The sequence below is a fragment of the Acinetobacter sp. BHS4 genome, assembly GCF_018454425.1.
Classification (GTDB): Bacteria; Pseudomonadota; Gammaproteobacteria; order Pseudomonadales; family Moraxellaceae; genus Acinetobacter; species Acinetobacter pittii.
Map to the genome: position 1 here is coordinate 3113968 of NZ_CP075323.1, position 15150 is coordinate 3129117.

The 15150-nt window shown below is 41.0% G+C and carries 13 protein-coding genes and 4 tRNA genes; 2 read left to right on the top strand and 15 right to left on the bottom strand.

The window, feature by feature from the left end:
- Positions 1-13: 13 nt before the first annotated feature.
- Positions 14-1336, bottom strand: a complete 1323-nt coding sequence (locus KIP84_RS14975) for an MFS transporter (RefSeq protein WP_213688828.1) — start codon at positions 1334-1336, stop codon at positions 14-16.
- A 227-nt stretch (positions 1337-1563) separates the two neighbouring features.
- Positions 1564-2784, bottom strand: coding sequence for an acyl-CoA dehydrogenase (locus KIP84_RS14980; RefSeq protein WP_005111988.1), 1221 nt, complete (start codon positions 2782-2784; stop codon positions 1564-1566).
- 245 nt (positions 2785-3029) lie between these two features.
- Between KIP84_RS14980 and KIP84_RS14985 the strand changes: the two genes are divergently transcribed.
- Entirely contained in the window at positions 3030-3977 is a 948-nt protein-coding gene (locus KIP84_RS14985; RefSeq protein WP_032007294.1) for a LysR substrate-binding domain-containing protein, read from the top strand.
- A 105-nt stretch (positions 3978-4082) separates the two neighbouring features.
- Here the strand turns inward: KIP84_RS14985 and KIP84_RS14990 are convergent, their stop codons facing one another.
- Entirely contained in the window at positions 4083-5258 is a 1176-nt protein-coding gene (locus tag KIP84_RS14990) for a zinc-binding dehydrogenase (RefSeq protein WP_033848162.1), read from the bottom strand.
- Between the two features lie 402 nt (positions 5259-5660).
- Here KIP84_RS14990 and add point away from each other — a divergent pair, with 402 nt between their 5' ends.
- Entirely contained in the window at positions 5661-6656 is a 996-nt protein-coding gene (gene add, locus KIP84_RS14995) for an adenosine deaminase (RefSeq protein WP_213688829.1), read from the top strand.
- 234 nt (positions 6657-6890) lie between these two features.
- Here add and KIP84_RS15000 read toward each other — a convergent pair.
- From KIP84_RS15000 to KIP84_RS15055, 12 genes are all read right to left on the bottom strand, one after another.
- A tRNA-Pro gene (locus KIP84_RS15000) sits at positions 6891-6967 on the bottom strand.
- Positions 6968-6971: 4 nt separating this feature from the next.
- Positions 6972-7047: transfer RNA gene (locus tag KIP84_RS15005), tRNA-His, on the bottom strand.
- 33 nt (positions 7048-7080) lie between these two features.
- Positions 7081-7157 (bottom strand) — tRNA-Arg (locus tag KIP84_RS15010).
- 56 nt (positions 7158-7213) lie between these two features.
- A tRNA-Pro gene (locus KIP84_RS15015) sits at positions 7214-7290 on the bottom strand.
- Between the two features lie 142 nt (positions 7291-7432).
- Positions 7433-8497 carry a quinolinate synthase NadA gene (gene nadA / locus KIP84_RS15020; protein WP_002115913.1) on the bottom strand — a complete coding sequence of 355 codons (1065 nt, stop codon included), beginning with the start codon at positions 8495-8497 and terminating at the stop codon, positions 7433-7435.
- A 144-nt stretch (positions 8498-8641) separates the two neighbouring features.
- Positions 8642-9862, bottom strand: a complete 1221-nt coding sequence (gene argJ, locus KIP84_RS15025) for a bifunctional glutamate N-acetyltransferase/amino-acid acetyltransferase ArgJ (RefSeq protein WP_063098160.1) — start codon at positions 9860-9862, stop codon at positions 8642-8644.
- A 133-nt stretch (positions 9863-9995) separates the two neighbouring features.
- Entirely contained in the window at positions 9996-10475 is a 480-nt protein-coding gene (locus tag KIP84_RS15030; RefSeq protein WP_069124134.1) for a methylated-DNA--[protein]-cysteine S-methyltransferase, read from the bottom strand.
- Positions 10476-10486: 11 nt separating this feature from the next.
- A complete protein-coding gene (locus tag KIP84_RS15035; RefSeq protein ID WP_002115842.1) occupies positions 10487-10807 on the bottom strand; it encodes a multidrug efflux SMR transporter in 321 nt (106 codons plus the stop codon).
- 149 nt (positions 10808-10956) lie between these two features.
- Entirely contained in the window at positions 10957-11952 is a 996-nt protein-coding gene (locus tag KIP84_RS15040) for a cation transporter (RefSeq protein WP_213688830.1), read from the bottom strand.
- A 28-nt stretch (positions 11953-11980) separates the two neighbouring features.
- Positions 11981-12736: a copper resistance protein B gene (locus KIP84_RS15045; protein ID WP_213688831.1), complete on the bottom strand. Its 756-nt coding sequence runs from the start codon at positions 12734-12736 to the stop codon at positions 11981-11983.
- Complete coding sequence (locus KIP84_RS15050; protein ID WP_213688832.1) at positions 12723-14657, bottom strand: copper resistance system multicopper oxidase; 1935 nt, start codon at positions 14655-14657, stop codon at positions 12723-12725. The genes KIP84_RS15045 and KIP84_RS15050 overlap by 14 nt, the downstream gene beginning before the upstream one ends.
- 41 nt (positions 14658-14698) lie before the next feature.
- Positions 14699-15094 carry a hypothetical protein gene (locus tag KIP84_RS15055; protein WP_213688833.1) on the bottom strand — a complete coding sequence of 132 codons (396 nt, stop codon included), beginning with the start codon at positions 15092-15094 and terminating at the stop codon, positions 14699-14701.
- Positions 15095-15150 lie beyond the last annotated feature (56 nt).

A 15150-nucleotide genomic window follows, 5' to 3' on the forward strand; every position in this document is an offset into this window, starting at 1 on the left:
TTCTTTTCATTGTTTATGATTGTCTTTGTGGATCGTATTGACGATCTTTAATAAATAAGCCTGGCAATACACCCGCAACAAAATACGCAGCGCCCATCATAATAAAGGCCATGGTAAACGTACCGCCCGATGCCAAGAAACCAATCGTAGCTGGTGCAATAGCGGCCCCGACACGACCAATGTTATAAGCACCGCCAATGGCTGTTCCGCGCACATCGGTTGAAAAACTTTCAGCCATATAAGTCGCGTTCACACCGTATGGAATGCCATATAAGAAGCCAAAAGTGATTAATAAATACAAAATATTGTCAGGAGTATTGAAGAAAATAATGATTGGCAAGAACACAGCGCTGGCAATTGTTCCAAACACAAAAACAGCACGGCGGTTAAATTTGTCAGCAAGATAACCCGCTAAAATTTTTCCTAGAATCATTGCTGTATATGAACCCACCATATAACTGGTTAAGTTTTTAAAGTTCATATGCACTTCTGTTTCTAAATAACTTGGCATCCAGTTGTTAATGCCGTAATAACCAAACTGTAAGAAGAATGCTGTGGTCATCCACAACAAAAACATTTTACGGTGCTTAAAGTTATTAAAGATTTGTTTGTAGATACTGCTACTTTTCGGCTTTTCAGCCACCACTCTTTCTTTAGGTTGTCTGTTGCCTTGCAAGCTTTCAATTTTAGTGAGCTGCCAAGATTTTGGCTCCGGCACAAATCGTTGTAGGAAAATATTTACAAAAGCAGGCACCACGGTCAGGAAGAATAAAACGCGCCAGCCATGATCTGGAATAATTGCGCCAGCTAATAACGTCGCAGCAATATAACCTACGGTCTGACCCGTCTGTAACGTACCTAAAACTGTTGTACGGTAAGTGGTTGGCACATATTCAGCCATTAAGGTATTACAAGCCATATAAAGTGCCCCAATACCCAAAGCACCAATAAAACGTAAAGCCATAAATTGCTCGAAGCTTTGCGTAAAGCCTAACAAACAAGTCGCTACCGAAAAGAAGGTTACCGAGTTCGCAATGGTTCTTACACGACCAAACTTGTCACATGCCCAACCACCCAAAATACCGCCAATACCCATACCCGCCAAAGAGGCACTGCCTAAGGCACCCGCTTGAAAGGTACTTAAACCAAACTCTGCCTTTAAACTGGTCAAGCTATAAGACAGCAGCATAATATCAATGCCATCGACCACCATCGCAAAATAAGCAAATAACAACGCCCATTTCCATGTATTTGGTCCAATCCTTTCGTATGTTCCAAGGTTACTTGGAAATGTGGTTCTTAATTCTTTCGATATTACTTGAACGTCATTGTTCATCTTTAGTTCCTCATTTTCCCAAATGAGTCATCGATAGCTTACTTATGTTTTCTGTATGACTTAATCTTCTATACTTTTCATCAACTTACTTTCAAATTTAAGTACACAGAGGTACATCTTCACATGAGTATCCTTACGATGAATCTTGTCATTATCCATAAATTTTTGCGTAAAAATCCCTAAAGGTGCTCTCGAAAGAACACCTCTATCTTTTAAAAATTAATGAGTTAGTTACTAAATGCGGCTATGCCTGTTTGTGCACGACCTAAAATCAAAGCATGAACATCATGTGTGCCTTCATAGGTGTTCACAACTTCAAGATTAACTAAATGACGTGCTACGCCAAACTCGTCACTAATACCATTTCCACCCATCATGTCGCGCGCCATACGAGCGATATCAAGCGCCTTTCCACAGTTATTACGCTTAATTAAAGATGTCCCTTCAACTGATGCAATACCTTCATCTTTCATACGGCCAAAACGTAAAGCTGCCTGTAAACCCAAAGCAATTTCAGTTTGCATATCTGCCAGTTTCTTTTGAATTAACTGATTTGCAGCCAATGGACGGCCAAATTGTTTGCGGTCCATGGTGTATTGATGTGCAGTATGCCAGCAGAACTCGGCAGCACCCATTGCGCCCCATGCAATACCATAACGGGCACTGTTCAAACAGGTAAATGGGCCTTTTAAACCTCGAATTTCAGGGAATGCATTTTCTTCAGGTACAAATACGTTATCCATTACAATTTCACCTGTAATCGATGCACGTAAACCAACCTTGCCATGAATGGCAGGTGCAGATAGACCTTCCCAGCCCTTTTCTAAAATAAAGCCGCGAATATCGCCAACATTACCTTCAGCAGAAACTTCTTTTGCCCAAACGACAAATACATCGGCAATTGGACTATTGGTAATCCACATTTTTGCGCCAGTCAAACGATAACCACCGTCAACTTTTTTAGCACGGGTAATCATACTGCCCGGGTCTGAGCCATGATCAGGTTCTGTCAAACCAAAACAACCAATATATTCACCCGTAGCTAGTTTAGGTAAATACTTTTGCTTTTGCTCTTCGGTACCAAATTCATGAATCGGAACCATGACCAATGAGCTTTGCACGCTCGCCATAGAGCGGTAACCCGAATCGACATATTCAATTTCACGTGCAACCAAACCGTAACTCACATAGTTCAAACCCGCGCCGCCATATTGCTCAGGAATGGTTGGACCCAGTAAGCCGAGCTCTCCCATTTCACGGAAAATAGATGGATCTGTTGTTTCATGACGAAATTGTTCAAGTACACGGGGTTGCAAACGTTCTTGGCAATAGGCATGAGCCGCATCACGAATCATGCGCTCATCTTCGGTAAGCTGTTGCTCAATTAAAAATGGGTCTTGCCAGTTAAATTGAACTTTTGCTTTTTTTGTTGTCACCATGTGATTCATCGCATCCTCTGCTTGATTTGATCTTCTTTATTTAACTCGATGTTATGCGTGAAAAATGCAGTAATCAAACGATAAATGTTCATGCAGATATGCGACTTACGCATATTTAAAATAAGAAGGTTTAAATTTTGATATTTAATTCGTTGTATTTCATTAAAAATGGCTTATTTTTATACTAAACTCTGATATCTGCATGTATGTCATATGCTGTTTTGAAATATGACGACAAATAAAAGGATTTATTTATGCGAAGAAGTATCCCGTCTATTCAGGGCCTGATTTGCTTTGAAAGTGCAGCAAAACATCTAAGTTATACCTATGCTGCGCAAGAGCTATGTATTACTCAAAGCGCCGTCTCTCGCCAAATTCAGCAGTTAGAAGATTTCCTAGGCGTTGAACTCTTTATACGTACTCGGCATGGCGTTGAACTCACCATTGCAGGTCAGCAGTATTTTAAAAGCATTAAACCTTACTTGTTAGGACTAGAGAAATGTACAGCCGATGTGATTTCTCATAAAGGTTTAGGTGGCACACTAAAGTTAGGTGTAGTACCTACCTTTGCAACGCGCTGGTTGTTACCCAAGCTCCATCTTTTAAATCAAAAACACCCTGAAATTACGGTTCACTTAGAAACCAGTACCAAACCCTTTCTATTTAATGACAATATTTTTGACGCTGCTATTTTTGCAGGTACGCAGCAGCAAATTGATCACTGGCCCGGCATACAAGCACATTATTTAATGGATGAAGAAATTGTACCCGTGTGCTCGCCGAGACTCATCGAAAAGTATTTTCCAGATGCAGTCATGATCAATGAAAATACCTATGATTTAAGCTCTGAAGATTTACTGAAAATCCCCCTACTTCAACAAACCACTCGGCCTAGCATTTGGCAAGAATGGTTTCTAACCCATCAGATGCAACACCCGAAGCCTTTTGATGGACAACGCCATGAGTTATTTTCAATGCTTGCGGTTGCTGCCAGTCATGACATGGGAATGGCTCTAATTCCGCAAATGTTGATTGAGTCTGAACTACAAAAAAAGGAACTGGTGATTGTTTCCAATAAAAAATTAAAAGGTAGCCGAAAGTATTACCTTATTCATTCGAGCCAAGACATCTCACCGACTATTCAAAAATTTGTTGAGTGGATTTACCAAGAACTAGAACAACTAAAGACCAATACGCATTAGCTCAGCAACTTTGATTTGTGCCACATATTGCGATCTATAAAAATAAAAAAAGATTGTGATTAGTGAGATCACAACCTTTTTAGTTGAGCATAAATGACTTTGAAATTAATGACTCATTAATTGAATATCTGAACCGCTACGTTTTGGGTCAATCAAGATTTTGGCATGCTGTTCAGGATCACGTAACGCTTCAAATGCATTAGTTACACCTTCTAGGCCAACAACACCCGTAATCAGTGGTGAACAGTTCACTTTCCCTTCTGCAATCATGTGTAGCGCATCTCTAAACTCAAGCGGTGTATAGCCCAACACAAACTGAATTTCTAGCTCTTTATTAATCGCAAGTGCGGGTTCTATTTTGTCACTTTGCATGCACACGCCCACCCCAACAATTCGGGAAAACAAAGGTGCACCTTCAATAATTTGCTGCAAAACACCCGGTACGCCCACACATTCAAAAATAACAGGACGTTTTGGCAGAGCACCTAACTTATCAATCATGCGCCATCCATGCCACCACGGTAAGCGTGTCGCTTGCAACTTATCAAATAGTCCCATGCCCATGTTAATTGCATCAGAAACATTGCCAAGCAAACCAAACTCTTTCCAGTTGGCAAATGGCGATGTCTCTTTAGGGTCTACCACAATATCCGCACCACATTGCTCGGCAAGCTTACGGCGGTTTGGTGAAAAGTCACTGGCAACTACAGTTTTAACCCCAGCCGCTTTAAGCATTAATATGACACCTAGCCCAACAGGACCGCAACCAATCACAATAGCGGGTTCACCAGTTTTCACACGGCTACGGCGAACAGCATGCAATGCAACAGCCATAGGTTCAGTCATGGCAGCACTATCTGCATCTAGACCATTGGGTACTTCAAACATCAAACTCGACTGAGCCAATACTTGCTCGGCATAACCACCTGAAGCATTTGGAGAAAGTCCTGTAGACAAGTAACCATGCTGATCTACATTTAAAAGCGGCATTGCACAAACAAGTGTATCTGCTTTAAATTTATGACGTGTTTTTGGACCATAATCCAAAACCTTGCCACAGAACTCATGTCCTAGTACAAACGGATCTGTAGACTTCGCTAAACCATTAAACCCTACACGTGCAGCCAAATCATGCATGTGGTCGCAGTGATGCTGCATATGCAAATCAGAGCCACAGATCCCACATCGCACCACTTCCAATAAAACCTGTCCTTTAGCAGGGGTTAATTTTGGTTGGTCCACCACTTGTAGTTTTGCTTGATGACAAAGTACCGACTTCATTTGAGTGCTTCCTATTTCTTCTTTTTCATTTACTTGCCAGAAATAGATTTCTACAGATAAATTAATCGCTTTATCAGTTTGGTCTTTAGCAAGCCTTTATTCATATTTACAAGTAAAAGCCAAAATACCAATGACCATTCTTCAGCCAATCCACTCTTGAAGAGTCAACAAAAAATAGGCTCAGCGAAATTAAAAACAATAAAAATCTTGGTGCTCGTATCTTACACAGACTGCGTTGTCTTCTTAGGCCAGAACAATGTCATCAAAATTAAAACTAATACAAATATAGTAAGTTCAAAAAACTCAACTCAACGCTTTTCACAAAAACATAGCAAATCCAAACTTTTATCAGCAGTCTTAAACAGGCATGATGAATTAATAGCAACAGATAAGAAGAAATTTATGATTACTAAAATGCTTCCACTTACAGATATACACCGCCACCTTGATGGCAACATCCGCATTCAAACCATTTTAGACTTGGGGCAACAATACAATTTAGATTTACCTGCTTACGACATTGAATCTTTACGACCCCACGTACAAGTGATGGATAACCAACCAGACTTATTAAGTTTTTTATCTAAGCTCGATTGGGGCGTAAAGGTATTAGCGAGCCTAGATGCCTGCAAGCGTGTTGCTTTTGAAAACATGCAGGATGCAGCACAGCAAGGCCTAGACTATGTAGAACTGCGTTTTTCACCAGGTTACATGGGTATGACCCATCAACTCCCACTTGAAGGCGTAGTTGAAGCTGTGATTGCTGGTGTAAAAGAAGGCAGTCAGGCGTACGGCGTAAAAGCGAATTTAATTGGCATTATGAGTCGTACTTTTGGCCAAGAAGCCTGTGAAAAAGAATTAAATGCCCTACTCGCCCATAAAAATGATATTAAAGCGTTGGATCTTGCTGGAGATGAGCTTGGTTTTCCGGGCAATTTATTTATTGATCACTTTAAAAAAGCACGTGATGCAGGTTGGCACATTACCGTACATGCAGGCGAAGCTGCCGGCCCAGAAAGTATTTGGCAAGCCATTGAAGAATTAGGCGCCGAACGGATTGGACATGGTGTTAAAGCAGTTCAAGATTTAAAACTTTTAGATTATTTGGCAAAACATCAGATTGGTATTGAATCTTGCCTTACCTCAAATATTCAAACCAACACAGTGCCTTCTTTAGCAGAGCACCCATTAAAGACTTTTTTAGAACATGGTGTGCTTGCCACCATTAATACGGATGACCCAGCAGTAGAAGGTATTGAGATACAACATGAATATTTAACTGCTGCCCCACTGGCAGGTTTAAGCACTGAGCAAATTTATACAGCTCAAGAAAACGGCCTAAAAATCGCATTTCTATCAGATCAAGAAAAAGATGAGTTAAGGCAGAAATATCAATAACAGAGAACAGAGAACAGAGAACAGAGAACAGAGAACAGAGAACAGAGAACAGAGAACAGAGAACAGAGAACAGAGAACAGAGAACAGAGCTTATATAAATAAGTTCAAATATTGGAGTGTGTATGAATTAAAATTTAAATATATAAAAACAAAAAAATTCCTTCTATCGATAAGACAAGAAGAAATTCTTTTCAATATTTGGGATATTTTATAAAGCTTGAACGCTTTTAAATATGGTCGGAGCAGTAGGATTCGAACCTACGACCCCCTGGTCCCAAACCAGGTGCACTACCAGGCTGTGCTATGCTCCGAAATTGGGGTGAATGACGGGATTCGAACCCGCGACAACTGGAATCACAATCCAGGGCTCTACCAACTGAGCTACATCCACCATCAAATAAGTTCTATGTACCAAGCTACCAAATGGCGCGCCTGACAGGATTCGAACCTGTGACCATCCGCTTAGAAGGCGGATGCTCTATCCAACTGAGCTACAGGCGCTTAACCGATGATGCTTATCATGCGATACTTCGCCGATCTTAAAATATTATTTTAAGTGGTCGGAGCAGTAGGATTCGAACCTACGACCCCCTGGTCCCAAACCAGGTGCACTACCAGGCTGTGCTATGCTCCGATCTATCTCAGCTTTTGCTGTATCGCACATCGTGCGGTACGGTGTGCATTCTAGGCGCGACGCCCTCAGACGTCAACACCTATTCTCAAAAAAAGTTAAAAATCCTTATCAAATGTATATTTAACAAGCATTTTGAGGTTTTTTAACGTTTTAACGATGCGCTAAAGGCTAACATTCGATCTAAAGGCATTTTGGCACGTTCAGCAAGCGCTGGATCGACGTGTATTTCCTGATCACCTTTTTGTAAAACTTCTAAAATTCCGTCAAGTTCATTCATTGCCATCCACGGACAGTGCGCACATGAACGACAAGTTGCCCCCTCACCCGCTGTTGGCGCTTCAACTAAAATCTTATTCGGTACAGCTTGCTGCATTTTGTAGAAAATACCGCGGTCAGTTGCCACAATGAGTCTTTCGTTTGGCAAAGTCTGCGCAGCTTTAATGAGTTGAGAAGTACTACCTACCGCATCTGCAATTTCTACAACCGACTCTGGCGATTCTGGATGTACCAATACAGCAGCGTCTGGGTACAGTGCTTTCATGTTGGCAATGCCACGTGCACGGAATTCTTCATGCACAATACATGCGCCATCCCAAAGCAACATATCTGCACCAGTTTTCTTTTGAATATAGCGACCTAAGTGCTGATCTGGTGCCCAAATAATTTTTTCACCTAGGCTATCTAGATGCTCAACAATTTCGACCGCACAACTTGAAGTCACGACCCAATCTGCACGTGCTTTAACAGCAGCCGATGTATTGGCATACACAACTACAGTGTGGTCAGGGTGCTGATCACAAAATGCTGTGAACTCATCAACAGGACAACCCAAGTCAAGTGAACAGGTTGCTTCAAGTGTCGGCATTAAAATTGTTTTTTCAGGAGACAGGATTTTTGCTGTTTCTCCCATAAATTTGACCCCAGCAACAACCAGTGTTGAGGCAGCATGATCTCGCCCAAAACGGGCCATTTCTAAAGAGTCAGAAACGCATCCACCTGTTTTTTCGGCAAGTTCTTGTACTTCAGGGTCGCAATAGTAATGAGCAACAAGGACAGCATCACGTTTTTTGAGCTCTGCTTCGATCTGCGCAAACTTTTGTTGTTTTGCTTCTTCACTTAAGCGATTGTCTTTTGGCTCACCTAAACGGTCTAAATGCGCTTGTACAATGTTTTTTGCATCGTTGGCAATTAAAGTCGCATCACTCATAAAACGTCTTCTCTATCCTTCATGCTGGCATACCTGCTCGCATATAACGTTACTGCTTAAATGATTTACGGATTGAATCATTTAATATCAAAAGATGGGGCTAATAAAAAAGCCTCTTTGTCGAGGCTTGATTATAACTGATATTTAAGAACGGTAATCAGCATTAATTTTGACATAGTCGTAAGATAAGTCACACGTATATACCGTGTCTTTGGCCTGACCACGTCCTAAATCAACACGAATAGTAATTTCGGTTTGTGCCATAACGCGCGCACCCGCTTCTTCGGTATAGTCCTCAGCTGCGCCGCCATCTTTACAGATTTGTACGTCGTCTAACCACACTTGAATTTTAGACACATCTAAGTCTTTAACTCCCGCATAGCCAATCGCAGCTAAAATACGTCCCCAGTTCGGGTCCGATGCAAAAAGTGCAGTTTTGACAAGTGGTGAATGCGCAATGCTATAAGCAATGTCACAGCATTCTTGAGTATTTGCGCCGCCTTCTACAGCAACAGTAATAAATTTCGTCGCACCTTCACCATCACGGACAATTAACTGGGCTAAACGATTCATTACACGAGCAAGTACTTCTAAAACTTTAGTGTAGCGTGCATCGCTGTCCGATGTGATTTCAGCGCCACCCGCCTGACCTGTTGCTACAAAAATACAAGAGTCATTGGTCGAAGTATCGCCATCAATCGTAATACGGTTAAATGAATGCTCAACTGTTGTCTTTAATAGCTTTTGTACTAAATCACGGCGAATAGGTGCATCTGTTGCCACAAAGCTCAACATGGTTGCCATGTTCGGGCGAATCATTCCGGCGCCTTTACTAATACCTGTCATGGTATAAGTAATGCCATCAAGCTCAAATTGTTCAGATGCACCTTTAGGCACAGTGTCTGTCGTCATAATGCCAGTTGCAGCATCATTCCAAGCCGTGTCTTGTACACTATTTAATGCAGGCTGAAGACCAGCAAGTAAACGCTCCATTGGAAGCTGCTCACCAATCACACCCGTAGAAAACGGAAGTACTTCAGAGCTATTTACTCCAGCAAGCTCCGCTAACTTCGCACAAGTATCCTGAGCGTTTTTCAAACCCGTAGGTCCGGTTCCCGCATTGGCATTACCCGTATTAATCACTAAATAGCGAGGATTACCTTCGGCAAGATGGGCTTTAGAGACATGAACAGGCGCTGCACAAAATGCATTTTGCGTAAATACACCAGCAACATTTGAGCCTTCTGCAAACTCAAAAATGACTAAATCTCGTCGGTTTTGGTAACGTACATATGCTTCTGTTGAGCCAATTTTTACACCTTTTACCACATGCATTTGTGGCATTGTTACGTCACCGACAGCCATTTTTAGAACATCCAAAGTTTGTTGAATAAGATCAATATTTCAAAAAAAGCGATGCAATAAAGCACCGACCTTATGAAATATCATTGTGAACAGCTTAGTAGAAAAGACTAAAAAAATCGAGCGCAAAAACGGCTCATTGTTGCTCTAGTTTTAATAAAATATCTTTCTTATCAAGCCCACCAGCAAAACCAACTAAAGCTCCACCCGCACCAATGACTCGGTGACAAGGTGCAACAATTGAAATCGGGTTTTTGCCATTTGCAGCGCCAACTGCTCTCACCGCTTTTTCATTGCCAATTTGAACAGCAATATCTTTATAGCTTCTTGTTTCACCATAAGGGATGGTCAGTAAAGCAGACCAGACCTGCTTTTGAAATGCAGTTCCTTCGAAATCTAGTGGCAATGTAAACTCTCGGCGTTTACCTTCAAAATATTCTTGTAATTGTTGTTCCGTCTTTAATAAAACTGGATGCTCAAGTTGTTCGACCAGCTCGGCCAGTCGAACACGTTTTGGATTTTCATTGTCCCAGAGTATTGCCACCAAAGCATTTTCATTCGCAACTAGTTTTAATTGCCCAACAGGCGAATTGATATACTTATAAGACAGCAACATAATTTATTCTCTTAGGAAGGCGATGAAATTTTCATTAAAACCAAGCCTGACACAATTAATACAGCGGCAATCATTCGCATAGCTCCAATAGGCTCATGAAGAAAAAATATACCTACGAGAAATGACCCAATTGCGCCAATTCCTGTCCAAACCGTATAGGCAGTGCCCAGAGGTAAAGTTTTCATTGAAATTGAAAGTAGAACCACACTCAAAATCATAAAAACTACGGTAATAACACTAGGGGTTAAACGTGTAAAACCTTCGGACATTTTCATAGAATATGCCCAAATGATTTCAAATACACCTGCTAAAATTAAAATAGCCCAAGCCATAACATTCACTAATTTTTATAGCGTCAGGTCGTCCCGACATGATGACCCATTATGGGGGAGGTCGTTCCTCCTTTATGTGAGGACTCAGTTTACTTTAAAATAAAAAATGAAGGCAAACCCTATCTAAAGCTTGCCTGTCTTAGAGAAACTTATTCACTTTTTAATTGTAAAATTTTTCGTGCGCCATTTAAGACAAACAAAACAATAATTAATCCAACCATTAAATCAGGATAAGGAGAACCTGTAATGGCAACTAATACTCCCGCAACAATGACACCTAAATTGACGATGACATCATTTGCAGAAAAGATATAACTCGCCTTCATATGTGCCCCGCTCTCTTTATGGTCTCTCATTAAATAAAGGCAACTAATATTGGCTGCAAGAGCCAATCCACCAATTAAAATCATGAGAATTGAAACGGGTTCACTGCCGTAAATAAAACGGCGCAACACATCAATTAACACAATTATGGCTAAGCCGAACTGGAACCATCCTGAAAGATGAGCAGCCTTTAATTGTGCATTTAGATTTTTACCCACCACAAATAAAGCAATGCCATAAATTGCAGCATCGGCAAACATATCGAGTGAATCGGCGATTAATCCTGTCGATGAAGCAATAATACCTGCCATAAACTCAATGACAAACATGACGCCATTAATGAGTAACAACCATTGTAAAACTTGCTTTTGTGACGCATTGGTTGAAGAACTACCTCGAACCTTTTTAGGTTTTTCAACAGGTTCATAATGTGGCTGCGTTTGTTGTAATTCTGCACCTAGTCCTAAACGTTGCAGGCTTAGGGTGATCTTTTCAGCTTGAACACTGTGATAAATCGCCAAATGCCGTGCTGGCAAGTCAAAATAAAGCTCTTGAATATCATTAGTGTAAGAGGCCAAAGCCATCCGCACCATTTGCTCTTCAGCTGCACAATCCATGTGAGGGATATGATAATAACTCACCCATTGGCTGTTTTTAGGCACAGCTTCACTAGGTGTAGAATATTCCTGAGACGGCATGCTTGAGCACCCGCAGCTAGAGCTGGTTTTATTTAAATGTATTTGATTCTCTTGTTTTTCTAAAGCCATCTGTGCACCATAACTGACACAAAAAACAATGCCATCAGTATAAACCAATGGCATGTCATTAAGCTTAATTTTTGTTCTGCAATTAGAACTTAAGTGTTAACCCTGCTCCATAATACCAACCATGTTCAGAGTCGGTTCCAGTTTGCCAAGCAGTTTGTTTTAAACCTTTTTCATAGCCGTAACCCACATCAACAAATGGCATGACCTTTTTGTTGATTTCATAACGGGTTTGAAAACCAGCTTGTAAACTTGATAAACCTGTTTTACTGGCATAGCGAGATTCATCTTGCAAAACAACATCTGCTTTTAAATAAGGTTTACCAATTAACTTTTGGGTAAAGAGTAAGTCTCTTTCCGTTTCTAAACTTAGCTTCCATAGCTGGTCTTCACCTGCATAAAGATATGCATCGGTTTCAAAAAAGTAAGGTGCCATGCCATGCAAACCGACTACACCTGCCCAGCGATCTTGCTTTTCATCTTCCCGTTGTAAACGCTCGTAGTTTACCCCAGCCTGTACATCCCAATAGTCAGCTACATTTCGACTGTAAAGTACTGAACCGCCGTAATTAGCATCTTCTGACTCGGCTTTTTCAACATGAGCTTTGATGAATAATTTATTTTCATCAGTTCCCACCCAACTTTCTAATTCAGAAGAAAAACTGCCTTCTCCCTCTTCATTTTGAGTCCAGCCAGTATCAATTTTTGTTGCTTGATAGATCTGTCCACCATGTTCGCGTAAATGATCATGTGTTAAGGGTTCTTGTGCCAAAGCAAGAACCGATACACCAGAGAAAATACCGCAACATATCATTTGAGAAAATAACTTAGTGATGCGCATGACTCGCTCCTTTTTCCTTTTCAGATTGAACAGGTGCTTGAGATGCATCTACTGCTCCATCATTCACTTGAGCCACAATCAACTTATTCATCATCCCTGCACTCATGTGATAAAGCAGATGGCAATGAATCGCCCATTCTCCTAAAGCATCGGCTGTTAATAACGCAGTAACTGTCTTTCCTGGTGGAACAATAACGGTATGTTTATTTGGCAAGTTTTCAGCTTGCTGACCATTTTCCAATTGCATGAACATGCCATGTAAATGCATTGGGTGGGCCATCATGCTGTCATTCACAAACTTCAAGCGAATACGTTCACCATACTTAACTTGTAATGGCTCAGCTTCGCTAAATTTTTTGCCATTAATGGTCCAGATATAACGCTCCATGTTGCCACCTAAACGAATAACTAATTCACGTTCTGGTGCACGCGTGTCTGGCTGAGGTGTTAAAGATTGCAAATCACTATATTGCAGTGCTTTCATACCCGCTGGTGTTGAAGCATTTGCCCAGCCATAAACGGATTCATCCTTTTTAGGCTTATTCTCAGATTGCGCAGACATCTCATGATTCATATTCATCATAGCGTGGTCATGCTCGCTAGCTGACATTGCCTGCATATCATGCTTCATTTCAGGCACCGCTGACATGTCATGCTTCATTTGCATCATGGAATGATCATGTTCGCTAGATGACTTATTTTTCATGTCATGATCCATATTCATCATTGTAGAATCATGATTAGCATGGTTCGCTTCTTTTTTCATTTCAGGCATAGCCGACATGTCGTGTTGCATGTTCCTTTGATGGCCAGCATGTTCATCACTTGCTCCATTGCCATGACTCATGCCCATATCATCCATAGTTAACAAAGCACGTGGACGTGGCGCTGGCATTTGAATTGGCCCTACAGGTTGCGTATTTTCATTGTGCAAAGTACCGATAGCGAAACCACTACGGTCAATAGACTCTGCTTCAATCTGATAATTTGATTGCGTAGGTTCTACAATGACATCGTAGGTTTCAGCTGTACCAATACGAAACTCGTCAATTGCAACTGGTTTAACTGGCTGCCCATCTGCACTTACAACTGTCATTTTCAAATTTGGAATTCTGACATCAAAAAATGACATTGCCGATGCATTAATAAATCGTAATCGAACCTTATCGCCAGTCTTAAAGTTAGCTGTCCAGTTTTGCTGAGGTGTCTTGCCGTTGACCAAGAACGTATAGCCCGTCACATCAGACATATCGGTTTTTAACATCCGCATCTGATTCCACATCGAACGATCTTGCCAAGTTGCTTTTAAACCTTGTGTTTTAACTTGCTTCAAAACATCAGATACCGTTTCACGGCGATTTTGATAATACTCAGCAGATTTCTTCAAATTCTTCATAATGCTATCGCTAGAAGAATTATGAAAATCTGAAAGCATCACTACATAATCACGATCAGTTTTCTCATGAGCAGCAACAGGTATTTTTCCTTTTGGATAAATCACGAGCGGGCCATATAAACCATCTTGCTCTTGGCCTTTACTATGGGCGTGATACCAATAGGTGCCGTTTTGTTTCACCTTAAAGCGGTAAACAAAATCTCCGTTTGGCGCAATTCCTTTAAAACCATTGAAACCCGGTACGCCATCCATTAACCCTGGCAGTAATAACCCATGCCAGTGCAAAGAGGTATCTTGATTCTTTAACTGATTATGAACATGAATAACAGCGTCATCCCCTTCCTCAAACTCGAGGAGTGGTGCTGTAAACTTTCCATTTACGGTAATTCGTTTAAGGGGTTTGCCCGTAACATTGACCTGTTGTTCATTAATATTAAGGTGATATTCCTTAATTGCTGCGAGTGACCATGGTGAAACCAATAGTCCAAATACAGCGACTAAGCTGCTAATCGTTTTATGAGACATTGCTGTGATCCTTTTTAATTAAAAAAATAAGTAAATAAGGATCAAGCTTTAGGAGGACGTAAAATTTCTTGCCAGTATCCGGCTAAATGTTGAGCCTGATAAATACTGCTAAATTGATATGAAATAGGAATAAATGGGGATTCAACGTCTGGTACAGCTTGCTGCAGAGCAAAATTCACCATTTGGCAATGGACAGGGTTACAGTCCTGACAATGCTCTCCATGCGAATGAAGAGACTGTGTTATCTTTTGATTACATACAGGCTGATCATCTGCTTGAATATGCATATTGTTATGCGAAGTTTTTTCACTATGACACGGCATAGTATGAAGATCATGCTGCATAAGCGTCTGAGCAATAGACACACCACTCCACCCAATGACGAAAGCCATTAGGAACACAAACCAAGCATACTTGCGTAAGTGTTGTAGAGCCATTGTGATTTATCACCTAAAGCCGATGAGGGATCTTAGTCCTATTAGCATAACCAAGT

What these genes read in the sequence shown, in the direction of transcription:
- KIP84_RS14975 (WP_213688828.1), bottom strand. Translation starts at nt 1,336, where the DNA reads ATGAACAATGACGTTCAAGTAATATCGAAAGAATTAAGAACCACATTT.
- KIP84_RS14980 (WP_005111988.1), bottom strand. Translation starts at nt 2,784, where the DNA reads ATGAATCACATGGTGACAACAAAAAAAGCAAAAGTTCAATTTAACTGG.
- KIP84_RS14985 (WP_032007294.1), top strand. Translation starts at nt 3,030, where the DNA reads ATGCGAAGAAGTATCCCGTCTATTCAGGGCCTGATTTGCTTTGAAAGT.
- KIP84_RS14990 (WP_033848162.1), bottom strand. Translation starts at nt 5,258, where the DNA reads ATGAAGTCGGTACTTTGTCATCAAGCAAAACTACAAGTGGTGGACCAA.
- add (WP_213688829.1), top strand. Translation starts at nt 5,661, where the DNA reads ATGATTACTAAAATGCTTCCACTTACAGATATACACCGCCACCTTGAT.
- nadA (WP_002115913.1), bottom strand. Translation starts at nt 8,497, where the DNA reads ATGAGTGATGCGACTTTAATTGCCAACGATGCAAAAAACATTGTACAA.
- argJ (WP_063098160.1), bottom strand. Translation starts at nt 9,862, where the DNA reads ATGGCTGTCGGTGACGTAACAATGCCACAAATGCATGTGGTAAAAGGT.
- KIP84_RS15030 (WP_069124134.1), bottom strand. Translation starts at nt 10,475, where the DNA reads ATGTTGCTGTCTTATAAGTATATCAATTCGCCTGTTGGGCAATTAAAA.
- KIP84_RS15035 (WP_002115842.1), bottom strand. Translation starts at nt 10,807, where the DNA reads ATGGCTTGGGCTATTTTAATTTTAGCAGGTGTATTTGAAATCATTTGG.
- KIP84_RS15040 (WP_213688830.1), bottom strand. Translation starts at nt 11,952, where the DNA reads ATGCCATTGGTTTATACTGATGGCATTGTTTTTTGTGTCAGTTATGGT.
- KIP84_RS15045 (WP_213688831.1), bottom strand. Translation starts at nt 12,736, where the DNA reads ATGCGCATCACTAAGTTATTTTCTCAAATGATATGTTGCGGTATTTTC.
- KIP84_RS15050 (WP_213688832.1), bottom strand. Translation starts at nt 14,657, where the DNA reads ATGTCTCATAAAACGATTAGCAGCTTAGTCGCTGTATTTGGACTATTG.
- KIP84_RS15055 (WP_213688833.1), bottom strand. Translation starts at nt 15,094, where the DNA reads ATGGCTCTACAACACTTACGCAAGTATGCTTGGTTTGTGTTCCTAATG.